This window comes from Streptomyces sp. NPDC054932, assembly GCF_053610205.1.
In genome coordinates, this window is the sequence record NZ_JBSGXU010000080.1 from 18,397 (window position 1) to 33,812 (window position 15,416).

Annotated in this window: 17 protein-coding genes; 6 read left to right on the top strand and 11 right to left on the bottom strand. The window is 71.8% G+C overall.

What is annotated here, in order from left to right; all coding sequences use genetic code 11:
• Positions 1 to 18: 18 nt before the first annotated feature.
• The 3 genes from ACWGE1_RS21960 to ACWGE1_RS21970 all read right to left on the bottom strand — a co-directional run bounded on the left by ACWGE1_RS21960 (position 19) and on the right by ACWGE1_RS21970 (position 1,845).
• Positions 19 to 930, bottom strand: a complete 912-nt coding sequence (locus tag ACWGE1_RS21960) for a glycoside hydrolase family 19 protein (protein WP_453422168.1) — start codon at positions 928 to 930, stop codon at positions 19 to 21.
• Between the two features lie 142 nt (positions 931 to 1,072).
• Entirely contained in the window at positions 1,073 to 1,486 is a 414-nt protein-coding gene (locus tag ACWGE1_RS21965) for a rodlin (protein WP_453422169.1), read from the bottom strand.
• A gap of 167 nt (positions 1,487 to 1,653) precedes the next feature.
• Positions 1,654 to 1,845 (bottom strand): DUF5302 domain-containing protein, encoded by a 192-nt coding sequence (locus tag ACWGE1_RS21970; RefSeq protein ID WP_030384532.1) that lies wholly within the window; start codon positions 1,843 to 1,845, stop codon positions 1,654 to 1,656.
• A 208-nt stretch (positions 1,846 to 2,053) separates the two neighbouring features.
• Here ACWGE1_RS21970 and ACWGE1_RS21975 point away from each other — a divergent pair, with 208 nt between their 5' ends.
• Positions 2,054 to 3,415, top strand: coding sequence for an FAD-dependent oxidoreductase (locus ACWGE1_RS21975; protein ID WP_453422170.1), 1,362 nt, complete (start codon positions 2,054 to 2,056; stop codon positions 3,413 to 3,415).
• Between the two features lie 98 nt (positions 3,416 to 3,513).
• Here the strand turns inward: ACWGE1_RS21975 and ACWGE1_RS21980 are convergent, their stop codons facing one another.
• Both ACWGE1_RS21980 and ACWGE1_RS21985 read right to left on the bottom strand, forming a co-directional pair.
• A complete protein-coding gene (locus ACWGE1_RS21980; RefSeq protein ID WP_453422171.1) occupies positions 3,514 to 4,032 on the bottom strand; it encodes a mycothiol transferase in 519 nt (172 codons plus the stop codon).
• Between the two features lie 52 nt (positions 4,033 to 4,084).
• On the bottom strand, positions 4,085 to 5,620 hold the full coding sequence (locus tag ACWGE1_RS21985; protein WP_453422172.1) for an MFS transporter: 1,536 nt from the start codon (positions 5,618 to 5,620) through the stop codon (positions 4,085 to 4,087).
• 154 nt (positions 5,621 to 5,774) lie between these two features.
• Here ACWGE1_RS21985 and ACWGE1_RS21990 point away from each other — a divergent pair, with 154 nt between their 5' ends.
• From ACWGE1_RS21990 to ACWGE1_RS22000, 3 genes are read left to right on the top strand one after another with little or no spacing between them, the layout of a single operon-like run.
• Positions 5,775 to 6,215 (top strand): MarR family winged helix-turn-helix transcriptional regulator, encoded by a 441-nt coding sequence (locus ACWGE1_RS21990; protein WP_453422173.1) that lies wholly within the window; start codon positions 5,775 to 5,777, stop codon positions 6,213 to 6,215.
• 16 nt (positions 6,216 to 6,231) lie between these two features.
• Complete coding sequence (locus ACWGE1_RS21995) at positions 6,232 to 6,603, top strand: DUF4180 domain-containing protein (protein ID WP_453422174.1); 372 nt, start codon at positions 6,232 to 6,234, stop codon at positions 6,601 to 6,603.
• Positions 6,600 to 7,199: a HutD/Ves family protein gene (locus tag ACWGE1_RS22000; protein WP_453422175.1), complete on the top strand. Its 600-nt coding sequence runs from the start codon at positions 6,600 to 6,602 to the stop codon at positions 7,197 to 7,199. The genes ACWGE1_RS21995 and ACWGE1_RS22000 overlap by 4 nt, the downstream gene beginning before the upstream one ends.
• Here ACWGE1_RS22000 and ACWGE1_RS22005 read toward each other — a convergent pair.
• Entirely contained in the window at positions 7,196 to 9,016 is a 1,821-nt protein-coding gene (locus tag ACWGE1_RS22005; protein ID WP_453422176.1) for a galactose oxidase-like domain-containing protein, read from the bottom strand. The two genes, ACWGE1_RS22000 and ACWGE1_RS22005, sit on opposite strands and share 4 nt — an antisense overlap.
• Positions 9,017 to 9,271: 255 nt before the next feature.
• Between ACWGE1_RS22005 and ACWGE1_RS22010 the strand changes: the two genes are divergently transcribed.
• The gene (locus tag ACWGE1_RS22010; protein ID WP_453422177.1) at positions 9,272 to 9,934 is read left to right on the top strand and encodes a DUF4360 domain-containing protein; all 663 of its coding nucleotides are present in this window, start codon (positions 9,272 to 9,274) and stop codon (positions 9,932 to 9,934) included.
• A 109-nt stretch (positions 9,935 to 10,043) separates the two neighbouring features.
• Here ACWGE1_RS22010 and ACWGE1_RS22015 read toward each other — a convergent pair whose 3' ends face one another.
• The 5 genes from ACWGE1_RS22015 to ACWGE1_RS22035 form a co-directional block, all read right to left on the bottom strand.
• On the bottom strand, positions 10,044 to 11,087 hold the full coding sequence (locus ACWGE1_RS22015; RefSeq protein WP_453422178.1) for a LacI family DNA-binding transcriptional regulator: 1,044 nt from the start codon (positions 11,085 to 11,087) through the stop codon (positions 10,044 to 10,046).
• 169 nt (positions 11,088 to 11,256) lie between these two features.
• A complete protein-coding gene (locus tag ACWGE1_RS22020) occupies positions 11,257 to 12,093 on the bottom strand; it encodes a class II glutamine amidotransferase (RefSeq protein ID WP_453422179.1) in 837 nt (278 codons plus the stop codon).
• Between the two features lie 87 nt (positions 12,094 to 12,180).
• The gene (locus ACWGE1_RS22025) at positions 12,181 to 12,693 is read right to left on the bottom strand and encodes a pyridoxamine 5'-phosphate oxidase family protein (RefSeq protein WP_453422180.1); all 513 of its coding nucleotides are present in this window, start codon (positions 12,691 to 12,693) and stop codon (positions 12,181 to 12,183) included.
• 205 nt (positions 12,694 to 12,898) lie between these two features.
• Positions 12,899 to 14,341 carry a glycoside hydrolase family 16 protein gene (locus ACWGE1_RS22030; RefSeq protein WP_453422181.1) on the bottom strand — a complete coding sequence of 481 codons (1,443 nt, stop codon included), beginning with the start codon at positions 14,339 to 14,341 and terminating at the stop codon, positions 12,899 to 12,901.
• Positions 14,342 to 14,690: 349 nt separating this feature from the next.
• Entirely contained in the window at positions 14,691 to 14,912 is a 222-nt protein-coding gene (locus ACWGE1_RS22035) for a hypothetical protein (protein WP_453422182.1), read from the bottom strand.
• A 314-nt stretch (positions 14,913 to 15,226) separates the two neighbouring features.
• Between ACWGE1_RS22035 and ACWGE1_RS22040 the strand changes: the two genes are divergently transcribed.
• Positions 15,227 to 15,416, top strand: a 190-nt coding sequence (locus ACWGE1_RS22040) for an acyl-CoA carboxylase epsilon subunit (protein ID WP_453422183.1), incomplete at its 3' end; no start/stop codon positions are given.

Here is a 15,416-nt window from a genome sequence, read left to right on the forward strand (position 1 = left end):
GGCCGGCCGTCTCCCCGGTCAGCAGCCGAGGTTGTTCCCGGGGGTCACCCCGAGCAGCTGGGTGAAGCTCTGGTACTTCGAGATCCGGCTCTGGACCTGGGCGGGGTTGCCGCCGTTGCACTCCAGCGAGCCGTTGATGGAGCGGATGGTCTCGCCGAAGCCCGCGCCGTTCACCATGGCGGCGTGGGCGGTCATCGTGCCGGGGCCGTTCTGGGTGTTCCAGTACCAGAGCGCCGTCTTCATGGCGACGGCCGGATCCTGCTCCACGAGGTACGGGTTGGCGAGGAGGTTGATGCCGAGGGCGTCCCCGGCCGCCTTGTAGTTGAAGTTCCAGCTGAGCTGGATGGGCCCGCGGCCGTAGTAGGCGGCCTGTCCGGCGGGACAGCCGTAGGGCTGGCTCGCGTCGCAGTAGTGGGGGTAGTTGGCGGTGTTCTGCTCCACGATGTGCACGAGTCCGCCCGTCTCGTGGGAGACGTTGGCGAGGAAGGCGGCGGCCTCGCGCCGCTTGGTGGTGTCGTCGCCGGTCTTGGCGAAACCGGGGTAGGCGGACAGCGCCGTGACCAGGCCGTTGTAGGTGTAGAAGAGGTTCCGGTTCGGGAACATCTGGTTGAACTGGGCCTCGGAGACCACGAATCCGGTCGGGTTGCCCGGATCCGGGTCCTGGCCGCCGCCGCAGGCGCCCTGGTCGGACCAGACGCCCCACTGGCCGGTGGTGCCGGGCGTCTCGCCCTGGGTCCACCACTTCGCCTGCCAGTTGTGGCCGCCGTGGGAGGCGGTCATGCCGTTCGTGTAGACGGCGGAGGAGGCCCAGGCGCCGGCGCAGGGGGGCGCCGCGGAGGCGGAGGAGGAGGGGAGGGCGATGGCCAGGCCGGCGGTGACGGCCGCGGCGGCCGCCAGCGCGAGGGCGCGACGGCGAAGCGCTCGTATCACGTAACTGCTCCTTCAGTGGGGGGAATTGCCGGGGGGCAACGGTGCCCACTGAAGCGAAAATGGTCTGAACCTGTCAAGGTCTAGACCAAATGAAACGCCGGTGTCACGCGTGATGCGTGACACCGGCGCGGAATCGAGCCGATCAGCTGCCCTGGGAGAGGTTCCCGGAGAGGATCGGGATGTTGCTGGCGATGTGCGAGAGGGCCTCGTCACCCTTGGCCTGGGTGGAGTTCTCGGTGCACTGCTGGTTCTGCGGGCTGGCGAGGACGTTGACGTCCTGGACGCCGATGTTGGCGAGGACCGCGAACAGGGACTGGGCGTTGACCTTGGCCGGCAGTCCGATGCAGAGCTTGTTGAGCGAGCCCTGCACGGCGCCGAGCTGCGGGCTCATCTTGCCGTGGGTCTCCTGGTTGCCGAAGATCTGGGCCGAGCCGTTGCCGTTGACGGTGTTCACGCCGTTGTCGTTGCCGATCGCCATCGCGGGGGAGGCGACTGCGGCACCCGCGCCGAGCACGGCTGCGGTGGCGGCTGCGGTGGCCATGAACTTCTTGAACATGTGGGGATCCTTCTGGTCGCACTGTCGCGTGTGATGGCTGCCCTCGGCGGGACGTGCTGATCAACTGTCGACGGCGCCCGGGGTTATCCCCACTCACCCGAGTGGCCCAATGCGGGTTGAGCCACCCCCGGCCCTGACGGCGGGGGCGGGCTCCTCGTGGCCGAGGGTCAGCCGGTCTTGCGGCGGACCTTCTTGTTCTTCCCGCCGGGGCCGCTGCTGGCGCCCTGGACCTTCGCCCGGCTCTGGTGCGCCTGCTGGGACTGGGCGTTCGCGGCGTTGCGGTCCAGGGCCTCCCGGAACTTGCGCTTGGCCGCGTCGGCGGGGGACTCGTCCTGCGGGGTGTCGGTTTCGTCAGCCATTTTGTCCTCCTGGGGTGATCAAGCCGTTTCAGTCTGTCAGCTGGCGTCCCCGCTGACCAGCGACTTCCCCTGGACTCCAAGCACTGCTTGGGGAGGCCATAAGTTGTGGTTATGAGGTCATAAAGGGATGCCGGGTGCTGAGTTAGGTTTACCTTCGTTTAGGGTTCCCTTTGATCCACCTTGCCGTCGCTCGAAGGGAACCTCTGCCATGCCTCGCCCTCTGCGGGTAGCAATCGTCGGTGCCGGCCCCGCCGGAATCTATGCCGCCGACGCGCTGCTGAAGTCCGAGGCCGCCGTCGAGCCCGGTGTGTCCATCGACCTCTTCGAGCGGATGCCGGCGCCCTTCGGCCTGATCCGGTACGGCGTCGCCCCCGACCACCCGCGGATCAAGGGCATCATCACCGCCCTGCACCAGGTGCTCGACAAGCCGCAGGTGCGTCTCTTCGGGAACGTCGACTACCCGAACGACATCAGCCTCGACGAGCTGCAGTCCTTCTACGACGCCGTGATCTTCTCCACCGGCGCCACGGCCGACCGCGCCCTGACCATCCCGGGCGTCGAGCTCGACGGCTCCTACGGCGCCGCCGACTTCGTCTCCTGGTACGACGGCCACCCGGACGTCCCGCGCACCTGGCCGCTGGAGGCCGAGAAGGTCGCCGTGCTCGGCGTCGGCAACGTCGCCCTCGACGTGGCGCGCATCCTCGCCAAGACGGCCGACGAGCTGCTGCCGACCGAGATCCCGGCGAACGTCTACGACGGGCTCAAGGCGAACAAGGCCCTCGAGGTGCACGTCTTCGGCCGCCGCGGACCGGCTCAGGCCAAGTTCAGCCCCATGGAGCTCCGTGAGCTGGACCACTCGCCCAACATCGAGGTCATCGTCAACCCCGAGGACATCGACTACGACGAGGGCTCCATAGCGACCCGCCGGGCCAACAAGCAGGCCGACATGGTCGCCAAGACCCTGGAGAACTGGGCGATCCGCGACATCGGCGAGCGCCCGCACAAGCTGTTCCTGCACTTCTTCGAGTCGCCCGCCGAGATCCTCGGCGAGGACGGCAAGGTCGTCGGGCTGCGCACCGAGCGCACCGAGCTCGACGGCACCGGCAACGTCAAGGGCACGGGCCAGTTCACCGACTGGGACATCCAGTCCGTCTACCGGGCCGTGGGCTACCTCTCCGACGAGCTGCCCAAGCTGCCCTGGGACGTCGAGTCCGGCACGGTCCCGGACGAGGGCGGCCGTGTGATCGAGGCCGGCGGCCACCTGCAGTCGACCTACGTCACCGGATGGATCCGGCGCGGACCCGTCGGCCTGATCGGCCACACCAAGGGCGACGCGAACGAAACCGTGGCGAACCTGCTCGCCGACCACGCCGAGGGCCGCCTGAGCGAGCCGGCCTCGCCGGCGCCGGAGGCCGTCGAGTCCTTCCTCGCCGAGCGCAGCGTCCGCTACACGACGTGGGAGGGCTGGCACCGGCTGGACGCGGCCGAGAAGGCCCTCGGTGAGCCCCAGGGCCGCGAGCGGGTGAAGATCGTCGAGCGCGAGGAGATGCTCGAGGCGAGCGGAGCGTAACCCGCGAGGGCCGGGACCCCACCGGGCTCCCGGCCCGCTGTACGTGCTCCGGCGCGCCCGGTGGCGGCCGCTGTCCGGGCAACGGCACGGCAGCGCCCTCAAGCGCCCCGGTCCCGCTCCAGCACGCCCCGTACGAAGGCCGCCTGCCCGGCGTGCTGGAGGTCGTCCGCCAGCACGCTGACCAGGCGGACCCCGAGGGTGACCGGCGGGTCCCAGCGCTCGTCGACCACCCGTTCCAGGTCGGCGGCGGTCAGCCCCCGGACGAACCGCGCGGTGCGCTCGTGCACCGCGTCGAAGTACCCCAGCAGCAGCTCGCCCGAATCGACCCGCACGGTGTAGACGTCCCGCGGCGAGTGCCCGTACCCGGTCGCCCCGGCGGGCAGCGGCAGCGCGAACCGGTCCGACCACCCGTCGGAGTCCCACACCTGCTCGGTGTCGGCCGCGTCCGCGAGGTGGTCGTCCTGGATCCGGGTCAGATGCCAGACCAGCCAGGTGATCGAGTTCGCCGCCGGGTCCACGCGGGCGTTGAGCAGGTCCGCCGGGACCCCCTCCACGACCTCGTGCACGACCTCCCGGATGCGTCCGAACCCGTCGGCGATGATGTCCTTGGCCTTCATGCACCCACCATGCAAGGGCGGGGGGCCCGGCCGCCGCGAGCGACACGCGGGGTCAGCGGGTGGCGTCCGCCTTCTCCGCGTTCTCCGCCTTCTCGACCGTCACGGCCGCCGTGGCCGGCTCGGCCGCAGCCGCCGGTCCGGAGGCCGTCGGCCGAATGCCGTGACCACCGCGCAGGCCGATCCAGCTGATCACGGCGACCAGCGCGAAGGCCACGGCTCCGATCCCGAAGGTGAGGGTGAAACCGGACTCGGCGGGCAGCGGAGGGACCCCCGCCGGCAGGTGCTCGATGGTCTTGGAGGCCAGGATCGTGGTGACGACCGCGCTGCCGATCGCGCTGCCGGTGGAGCGGGAGATCGAGTTGATGCCGTTGGCGATGCCGCTCTGGTGGTGCGGGACGCTGGACATGATCACGGCGGGCATGGCGGCGTAGCCGAAGCTGACGGCCGCGCCGACCACGAGCCCGGCACCGATCACCGAGAAGCTGTGCTGGTGGTCCAGGACGAGCCAGGCGAAACCGGCCGCGCCGAGTCCGGCCGCGAGCGCCAGCGCCGTGCGCGGACCGCGGTGGCGCACGATCTGGCCGCCCACGGGCGAGGCGAGCAGCGAGACGATGGCGCCGGGCAGCAGGAACTGCACGGACGCGCGCAGGATGGACGCGTCGAAGCCGTAGCCGGTGAGCGCCTCGGGCATCTGGACGAGGTACGAGACGCCAAGGAAGTTCGCGAACATGCCGAAGCCGACGAGGACGCCGGCCAGGTTGGCCATGAGCACGGGGCGGTGGACGAACATCTTCATGTCGACGAGGGGCTCGCGCACCTTGCGCTCGACGAGCACCCAGGCGGCGGTCATGACGGCGGCGCCGGCGAAGCTGCCCAGCGTGCGGGCGGAGCCCCAGCCCCACTCGTGGCCCTGGGAGATCGGCAGCAGGAGCAGCAGCAGCGCGATGCCGAGGGTCAGGGCTCCGAGGAAGTCGGTGCGACCGCCGGTCTTGTGGCGGGTCGCGGGAACCAGGAACACGACCGCGAGCAGGGCGAGGACCGCGAAGCCGGTCGCCATCCAGAAGGCGTTGCGGTAGTCCGCGCCGGAGCCCGAGGTGAGCAGCCCGGTCGCGACGAGGGCGAGCCCGCTGCCGAATGCGAGCGTGCCGCTGACCAGGGCCATCGCGCCCGGAAGCTTCTGCGGGCGGACCTCCTCGCGCAGGACCGAGAGGGCCAGCGGGAAGATCGCGGTGGCCGCTCCCTGGAGCACCCGGCCCAGGATGAGCAGCGGCAGCGAGGACGCCAGCGCGGCGATGACGGAGCCGACGACCATCACGCCGAGCACGGCGACCAGGGTGGGCTTCTTGCCGTGCTGGTCGCCGAACCGGCCCAGCAGCGGGGTGAAGACGGCGGCCGACAGGAGGGTGGCGGTGGTCACCCAGCTCACGTTGGCCGTCGTGGTGCCGAGGTCCTGGCGGATGAGGCCGAGGATCGGGACCGGCAGGGTCTGCATCATCGACACGACCATGGCGGCCAGGCTCAGGGCGAAGACGATGACCGTCTCGTTCCGGTGCCCGGCGGCCGGGATGGCGGGGGAGGGGGTGCTCATGGCTGGGGTGAACCTTCTTCGTGTTTCGGAGCTGAAGAGCTTCGGAACGCAGATGTTTGACCTTCTCAAGTAACTCGACCGACGGTAGACGTGGATAGTTAAGGTGGTCAAGTAAACAATTGATAATGTGAAGCTTCCTGAGTACGCTCCAGGTATGAGCGACACCGCCACGCAGACCCCCACCAAGCTCCAGCTGCTGGAGCTGCTCGCCGCGATCGGCACCGCCCAATGGCGCGAGTTCGCGGCCGCCGCGGCCCATTACGGCCTCACCTCCACCCAGGCCAGGGTCCTCGCCCAGCTCGACGGCCCCGTACCCATGCGCGGCCTCGCCACCCTGCTGGTGTGCGACGCCTCGAACGTGACCGGCATCGTCGACCGCCTGGAGGCCCGCGAGCTGGTGCGCCGGGAAGCGGACCCCGCCGACCGCCGCGTCAAGAACGTCGTCGCCACGGACGCGGGCCGCGAGGTCATCCGTCGCGTGCGCGAGGAGATGCAGGCCATGCACGGGGCCCTGGATGCCCTCGACGAGGCGGAGAGCGCGACGCTCTACGCCCTGCTGGGCCGCCTGCGCCCCTCGATGGAGAAGGGCACCTGAAGTAGCCTCGGCCTCCATGAGCACTTTGCAGACGATCAACGACGTGTCCGTGCTGATGTGCGAGGACGAGGGCGAGGTCATCGCCGGTGAACGCGAGGCACTCGACTGCATCGGCGACGCCGGCTACCAGGGTGCCCAGTGGGTCGTCATCCCCGCCGGGCGGTTCGACGACGCGTTCTTCCGGCTGGGCACCCGCGTCGCCGGAGCGATCATCCAGAAGTTCGTCCAGTACCGGGTCGGGATCGTCGTCCTGGGCGACATCTCGCGCCACACGGAGGCCAGTCCGGCGCTGCGCGACTTCGTCCGGGAGTGCAACCGCGGGACGCAGACGTGGTTTCTCGCCGATGCCGCAGAGCTGGGCGAGCGACTGGCCGGGCCGGCGGCGTGAGCGGCGCCGGCGCGCTGTGCGTCCTGCGGGCGGCCGACCGAACCGCCACCGTCTGGAAGAACGGCGGGGGAGTCACCCGGGAGATCGCTGCCTGGCCCGAGGGCGCTGACATGGACGGATTCGGCTGGCGCGTGAGCCTGGCCGAGGTCGCCGCCGACGGCCCGTTCTCGGCCTTCCCCGGCATCGGGCGCACCCTGACCCTCGCCGAGGGCGCGGGCATGGACCTCACGGTGGCGGGCGTACGCCGAGTCGTGGACGAGCGGTTCGCGCCGCAGGACTTCCCCGGGGACGAGCCGACCGACTGCCGGCTGCTCTCCGGCCCGGTCGTGAACTTCAACGTGATGTACCGCAGGGGCGCGGTGGAGGCGCAGACCGCCGTCGTACGGGGCGCGCTCGCCCTCGCGGCCCCGCCGGGCGGGACGCTGCTGGTGGTCGCGCTGGAGGGGACGGCCGTACTCGAACGGGCCGGTGACCGCGCGGAGCTGCTCCCGTACGACGCGGCCCTGCTGACGGGGCCGCTCGACTGCCGGGTCCGTACGGGCGGGCGCGCGGCCGTCGTACGGTTCGCCCAGGCCCAGGCCCAGGCCCAGGCCTAGCGGGTGCGGGTGTGGGTGCGGGTGCCCAGCTTGATCCACTTCGCGGTGCTGGGGACGCCCTTCGCGTTGAGCAGGAAGAGCATGTAGTACCCAGGCGGGGCGTCGGCCGCGCCCGGCGGCGTGCGGAGCCCGATCGTGGAGCCGTGGACCCCGGTGATCCGGAGGTCCAGGTGGCGCTGGCTGGTGTTCACCGAGTGCGTGACGGTCGTCGGGGCCAGCAGCACGGCGCGTTTGACGTCCTCCGGCGTCGAGCTCGTGACCTGGAAGGCCGTGTCGTGGCCGAGGTCGCCCGCCGGGGCCCGGTCGAGCGCCGGCCGGGCGCCCCGGTGCAGGTAGGCGGGCTCGTACAGCTCGATGCTGCCGTCCATCCCGTCCTTGATGTCCGGATCGTTGGCGATCTGCTGGAGCTCGTCGCCGGTGACCATCATCCGGCCGTCCGGCAGGACCAGGGCGTTGGAGTGGTAGCCGCGGGGCAGCCGCTGGGCGGGCCCCAGCCTCCAGCGGCCGTGCGCGTCGCGCACTTCGATCTGCCGGTACTTCAGGTCGGCCTTCGGGTTGAAGGGCCCGTTGCCGTAGTTCCGGGTGTCCAGGGCGCCGTTCACGGTGAGCAGCGTCCCGTCCGGCAGGATCAGGGTCCCGTCCTGGGTGCGGCCGAAGGCCCTCGGCTCCTCGATGCTCCAGCGGCCCCCGGACAGCCGGTACGTGAGCGGGTCGCGCGGGTCGCCGCCGAGCACCAGAACGGAGTCCGGGCCCCGAAGGCCGGCAGGCAGCGGCACCGCCGAACCGTAGCCCCGGAAGTCGGCGGGCCGCCGGGGCAGGTCGGTGCGGGTGTCCTTGACCGGGTCGAAGAGCCACTGCTGGTCGGCGTCGCGGCCGAGCCCGTAGATCTTTCCGTCCCGCAGCGAGAAGAGGTGCGGGTAGTCGTTCCGGAAGGGGGCGTCCGACCGGAGCCGCTCCGAGGGGACGTTCGCCGGGATGTCGTACGAACGCCAGGGCACGGGGCGCCCGAGCGCGGGGAAGCGCTCCACCACCGGAGTGGGTGTGCCCGTGCCGCGCTCGGACTGGCCGGACATGATGATCTGCCGGCCGTCCGGCCCGGTCACGACCGAGGGGTACCAGCGCCCCACCGACATGTCTCGGTTGCGGAACCACTTCTCGGTCCACGGGTCGAAGACGAAGGACAGCTTGGCGCCGCTCCCGCCCTTCCCGCCGACGTTGCCGCCGAACACCCCGACCATGCCGTTGGGGAGGTAGGAGTGGCCGGCGCAGAAGAACGGCGCCGGGCGCGGGGCGTAGGCGCCGTCGGGCATCAGGACCACCGGCGGCGGCACGTTCTTGAAGGCCCTCGCCCCGGTCCCCCGGGCCGGGTCCCAGAGGTAGGCGCGGCCCGCGTTCGTCCGGCCGACCGTGTTGGTGGGTCCGGTCTCCTTCGTGGGATCGGCCTCCACGCGCTCGAAGGAGAAGAGCAGCACCTTGCCCGTCGGCAGCTGGGCGACGTGGACGCCGAAGTCGGGGGAGGGGAAGAACTCGGTGAAGCGGCCGAACCGGGCCGCGTCGAACTTCGCGTTGGCCGTGCGCTGGGACTCCTGCAGGGAGGCCAGGCTCGCCGTGCGCTTCGACTGCGGATACCCCTGGGTGCCCTTGGCCGCCTCGCGCAGCCGGGTGTGGGCGCGGGCGTGGTCCTCGCCGAGCACCGCGGCCTCGTCGCCGGTGTGGTGGGCCGCGGCGAGGGCCGGGGCGGCGCCGGCCAGCGCGACGGCCAGGGCGGTGGCCAGCGCCAGCGCCGACAGGGCGGTGGAGCGTGGTGCGCGGGACATGGGACTCCTCACCGCAGGAGGGCCCGGCGCCCCGGCCGGCTCCAGTACCCGCTGATTGCCTGAAGGACCTCGCCGATATTAGGACGAACCGGAACGGACAGCGGGTGCGACTCGGTACGCCGGGTCGGCTGGGGCCATTCAGTGGAGCGATTTGGGTCGATTAATCGTTTCTGCGGTGATGCTTCTCGGCCATCGAGGTGAGACCGTGTGCCCGTCGGCCGCCGGGGTCCGCCGCGGACCGCTATCCATGGCGATGTGATCAAGACCCTCCGTACCGGATTCACCGCAGCCGCCGTGACCGCGACGCTCCTCGCGCTCACCCCCGCCGCCGGGGCCTCGTCCTCGGCGCCCGCGGCCCCCACCGACCAGGTGACCGTGGACGTCGCCTCCGTGAACGGATCGGGCTGCCGTCCAGGCAGTGCCGCCGTCGCCGTGTCGCCGGACAACTCGGCCTTCACCGTCACCTACAGCGAGTACCTGGCCCAGGCAGGCGGCGGTGTCTCCGCCGTCGAGGGCCGCAAGAACTGTCTCCTCTCCCTCGACGTCCACGTCCCGCAGGGCTACACCTACGCCGTGGCCAAGGTGGACTACCGCGGCTTCGGCAGCCTCGCGCCGGGCGCGGTCGGCACGCAGAAGGCCAGCTACTACTTCCAGGGCATGAGCCAGACCGCGCAGCGGACCCACAAGTTCAACGGCGAGCTCGTCGACAACTGGCAGGCGACCGACACCACGGGCATCGAGGCCCTGGTCTTCGCGCCCTGCGGCGAGCAGCGCAACTTCAACATCAACACCGAGCTGCGCGCGGAAGTGGGCACCTCGGACCCGGCGCACACCAGCTTCATGGCGCTCGACTCGACGGACGGCAGCATCAACAGCGTCTACCACTTCTCCTGGAAGCAGTGCCCGGTCCGGCGCTGACCGGCCGGATTCCGTACCCCACGCGCAGGGGCCCGCCGTCCTGGCGGGCCCCTGCGGCGCACTCCGGGGACGTGCTCCGGGGACGTGCTCCGGCGGGCCGGGCCGCGGTTCAGGCGGACGCGCGCCGCACCAGCGCGGTGGAGGTGATCACCGGTTCGGGCGCGTGCCGCTCGCCCGGGCCGGCGTTCAGGGTGCGCATCAGCAGCCGCGCCATCAGACGGCCCATGCCCTCGATGTCCTGGCGCACGGTCGTCAGCGGCGGATCGGCGCTCTCCGCCACCGGTTCGGCGTCGTCGAAGCCGACCAGGGCCACGTCCCCCGGTACCGTCAGGCCGCGTTCCCGCAGCACGTCCAGCGCGCCGGTCGCCATCAGGTCGTTCGCGGCGAAGACGGCATCGATTCCTGCGTCCCGGTCCAGCAGTTCCGCCATCGCGCGGGCTCCGCCCGCCGGGGTGAAGTCCCCCTCGGCGAACAGCTCGGGGCCGGCGGACGCCAGTGCGTCCCGGTAGCCGGAGAGCCGGTCGGCCGCCGAGGTCTGGTCCAGGGGTCCGGCGATGTGCGCGATCCGCCTGCGGCCCTGTGCCAGCAGGTAGTGCACCGCCTCCCGCGCGCCCCCGCGGTTGTCGGCATCGACGTAGGTCACGGCGTCGTGCCCGCCCGGACCGGTGGTCCAGCCGGGACGGCCGCCGAAGACCGTGGGCATGCCGATCCGGCGGGTGATGGCGGGCAGCGGATCGTCGGTGTGCAGGGAAAAGGCGAGGGCCCCGTCGACGTGGCCGCCCGCCAGGTAGCGCTCGATCCGGTCGTAGTCGCCGCTGTCCTCCACCAGCAGCAGGACCAGCTGGGTGTCGTGCGCGGTCAACTCCTTCGCGATGCCCCGGATCTGGCGCGAGAAGAACGGGTCCGAGAAGATCCGGACCTCCGGCTCGGCGATGATCACCGCGACGGCCCCGGTGCGCCGGGTGACCAGGGTGCGGGCCGCGTGGTTGGGTACGTACCCCAGCTCCCGGATCGCCGCGTGCACCCGGTCCACCAGGTGCGGGCGGACCCCGTCCCCGCCGTTGACCACGCGGGAGGCGGTGGCCCGGGACACCCCGGCGTGCTCCGCGACGGCTTCCAGGGTGGGGCGGCCGCCGGGACGCGGTTCGGTCACGGGTGCTCCTCCAAGATGTCCATGGCGGGAGGCCGCACGGCGCCGCCCCTCGCCGGACAGCAGGGTATACAAAGATCACCTCCGGGCGTGGGCGCGGGGTGAGGCTCCGGGCGTCCCGGGAGGCGCCTACCGGCCCGGCCCGGCCCGGTACACAGGGGCCCGGCCGGCGTCAGAGCTCCGGGACGAACGGGAGGTAGTCCGTGTCGGGGCCGGAGGGGATCACCGCGTAGCTGCTCTCGGGAAGTTCGTTCCACACACCGGGCAGGTCTCCGAGCGGCTCGGACACCACGAGGCGGGTCTCGTCCGAGACCTCCCTGAGGTAGGGCAGCTCGGGGTGGAGATGCCGGACGGTCTCGGCCCTGGTGCTGTAGAAGAGCGACCGGGACTTCCCCTGGCTGGAGTAGCGGAAGGCCCAGACCCGTACGCCGTCACTCACCGCCACCGTCATCTGGAGCGGTTCCGCGACGCCGTGCTCCTTGCCGAGGCGCTCCACGAACCCCGCCATCCTGGCCACCGCCCCCGGCACGTCCTGGTCGAGGCCGAAAGTGACCGCCAGGTAGAACATCACCTCGGAGTCGGTGGACCCTTCGATGGACGGGAAGAGCGCCGGGTCGACGGCCATGCACAGGTCGCGCTGCAGCCGGTGGAAGTCCGCGATCGCCCCGTTGTGCATCCACAGCCAGCGGCCGTGGCGGAACGGGTGACAGTTGGACTGCTGGACGGCCGAACCGGTCGAGGCGCGGACGTGAGCGAAGAACAGCGGCGAGCGGACGTGCGCGGCGAGCTCCTGCAGGTTGCGGCTGTTCCATGCCGGGCCGACGTCGCGGAAGACCGCCGGTGTGCCGTCCCCGTCCGCGCTGTACCAGCCGATGCCGAAACCGTCGCCATTGGTCGGTTCGGCGCCCATCCGGGCACGGAGGCTCTGGTTGATCAGCGAGTGCTCCGGGCGGTAGAGCACGGTGTCGAGGAGCATGGGCGAACCCGAGTAGGCGAGCCAGCGACACATGCGCACCATCCCCTTCGCGACCTGCTCCGAGCCTAACCCCGCTGACGTCGGGGTTCTCGCGGGACAGGCTGCTCCCGGGGCCGCGGGTCAGGAGAAGAGCCAGCGCGTCTGGCTGTACCCGCCCTTGCCGAAACCGAAGGCCGTGGCCGGGCGGACCGCGAAGACCACGGCCTCGCCCGCGCCGGGATTGACGAACACGCCGTCACCCACGTCGAAGTGCCATTCGGGGCCGTACTTCGCCTCCCAGGCGGCCGCGAGCCGGCGCAGCCGGCCGGGATCCGTGACCCGGACCGCCCTACCCTCGACGACCAGGTCGAATCCCTCGTGAAGGGTGTTGGTGCCCGTGGTGAGGACGACGTGCGCGTTGCCGCGGAGGTTCTTGGCCTTGCGTTCCTGCGGCCCGGTGCAGAAATGCAGCGCGCCGTCCGCCCAGACGCCGATCAGCGGGGTGACGTGCGGCCGAGCGTCGGGCCGTACGGTCGTCAGCCAGTACAGCTCCGCGGCGGCCAGCCGGGTGACGGCGTCCCGCCACGGCACGGCCGCCGCCCGCTCGTCGCTGTAGCGGGCGTCCAGCTCGGCACGGGGTTCCTCGTCGGGCATGGGTGTCCTCCTGATGCGGTCGTCCACCAGCCTGTCCCCGGGCACCCCGCCCGTCCACCGGGGGCCGGCCGGTGACCTCGAACCGGAGCAGGTCATGCCGGCCGGCCGGCCGGGCGGGCGAGGGGCGCGTTCTCCGCCCCGGTCGACGCGCGGCGGCGTCGTCCACGCGGGGGCCCGTGTGGACGACGCCGTGCCGGCGGGGCGGTCAGTGGCCGAAGTCGAACCAGTTGACGCTCACGAAGTCGGCCGGCTGGCCGCTGGTGAAGGTCAGGTAGACGTCGTGGGTGCCGGTGACCGCCGAGATGTTCGCGGGTACCGTGCGCCAGCTCTGCCAGCCGCCCGTGGACGCGATCGAGAAGCTGCCGATCGGGGCCGAGGACGGACTGTCGAGCCGTACCTCGACCAGCCCGCTGACCCCGCCCGCCGCACCGCTCGCCACGCGGCCGTAGAACTGCCTGGCCGGTGCCGAACCGAAGTCCACGCCCCGGAACAGCGCCCAGTCGCCGTTGCCGATCGCCGTGAGGTCCTGGCCGCCGCCGCTGTCCGCGGTGGTTTCCTTGACCACGCCCGACTGGCCGTCGTACGACTCCGCCTGGATCGCGGTGTACGCGTCACGGTGACCCGGCGGCGTGGTGGGCGGGGTGGTGGGCGGCGTGGTGGGGGGTGTCGTCGGGGGAGTGGTGGGCGGCGTGGTGCCGCCGGTCGAGCGGAGGACGGACACGTAGTCGACGACCATGGCGTGCCCGGGCTGGGTGCCCGCGTCGGGTCCGCCGCCGAAGGCGTCCGGGAAGCCGCCGCCCATGGCGACGTTCAGGATGATGAAGTAGCCGTGGTTCGTGGCATTGGTCCAGGTCGCCGCGTCCACCTGATTGGCGCGCACCGTATGGAAGTTGAACTCGTCGACGTAGAAGCGCATCTCCTCGACGGCGGTCGAGCGGTCCCATTCGACGGCGTACGTGTGGAAGCCGGCCTGGCAGCTGGCGCCGGGGCAGACGCGCTGGCCGCCGATCCCGGAGGTCTCGTTGCAGGGGCCGCCCGGGCTCGTGCCGCAATGCAGGGTCGCCCAGACGTTGTTGAGGCCCTGGACGTTCTCCAGGATGTCGATCTCGCCGATGCCCGGCCAGTTCCACCAGTTGCCCCGGTAGGGGGCGCCGAGCATCCAGAACGCGGGCCAGTAGCCCTTGGCGGCCGGGCCCGTCACGTTCGGCATCTGGATGCGGGCCTCCGAACGGAGCGTGCCGCCCGCCGGGGGTTCGAAGTCGGCGCGCCGGGTCTCGATGCGTCCGGACGTCCAGTTGCCGGCGGCGTCCCGGCGCGGCGTGATGCGCAGGTTGCCCGCGCCGTCGAGGGAGACGTTGGAGGGGTCGGCGGTCATCGTCTCGATCTCGCCGGTACCGAAGTTGGCGGGTCCGCCGGGGTAGGACGTGCCGGTGGTGTACTGCCAGTTGTCGGTGTTCACCCCGGATCCCGCGGCTCCGTCGAAGTCGTCCAGGAACACCCGGGACCAGCCGGCCGGTGTGGGGGGAGCCGCGGCCGTCGCGGGCAGGGCGACGCCCGCGGCGGCTGCCGCGACCACGGAGATCGTGCTGAGCGCGGCTAAGACGGCCCGCCGGACCGTCCGTCGCTTCCTGCCGGATATCTCGTGCATGGGTGCCCTCTCTGAAGCGCGCCGAGGCGCGGTGCGGGGGGGAAGGGTCAGCGGGTTCGGCGCCTTGAGAGCGCTCTCAGAGCGGCGCCGCTGGACACTGTCCTCCGCGCCCTCACCGGCCGTCAAGAGATTGAACCGGCAAAGCGCTTATGGGCATGGGGAGTTCAACCATTGAACGCGAAGGGGTTCGCGAGGTTCGCGAGGGTCGCGAGGGTCGCGAGGGTCGCGAGGGTCGCGGGGGTCGCGTGGGCCCCGGGCGACGGCGATACCGCCGACCGGGGCCCGTACCGGCGCCCAACGGGGAGCCGCGGGGCCCGGCGCTCACCCGTACGGATCAACTCGCCGTATTTCACGGCGGCGGCCCGATCACCTCTTCGGCCCCGGGCAGGTCGTGCACGGAGGCCGCCGTCCCGGTCAGCGGCAGCAGACCGGCCAGCGGGCACGGCACGGGCGTCTCGTGGTCGACCTCCCAGTGCCCGACCGTGTTCCCCCTGGAGCGGTCCATGGTGCAGACGGCGTACAGGTTGCCGGCGCAGCCCCGGCACAGCAGCGGCCGATGGGCGGTCGTCACGGCCGGTCCGGCGGGGGAGCCGCGGCCGGGAGGACAGGGCGACTTGAGCCCGGGGTCCGGACCGGGCCCGGGCTCCCGTCGCGGAGTGCGTGCGCGCCCGGCTCCGGCGTGCCGCGCGCGGCACGCTCTTGTAGCGTCGTCCGCGACAGGATTCCCGGTGATCCGACCGGAGTCCGCCGGCCGGTTCGCTCACGCGGAACACGTCCCGTCAGCGCGCCGAGCCACCCGTGTGCCGCCCGCGTCGGAGCCGAGCCGATCCGCCCCTCGCGACGCGACCGGGCGCACGCGCAGCCCCCGTGAGAGAGGCCGTGCCGATGTCGAAGGATGTCCCGATAGCGAGCCTGCTGCGTGTGGAGAGGGGCGTCGCCGCCCCCGAGGAACTGGCCGCGATCGCGGTCGTCGTCGCGTGTTACGCCCACCGGCCCGCCGACGGCCGTGACGCGGCCGCCGGCTCCGGGCCCGGCCGCCGGCGGGCCGCCCTGTCGGCGGCCGGCTGCTGGGCAG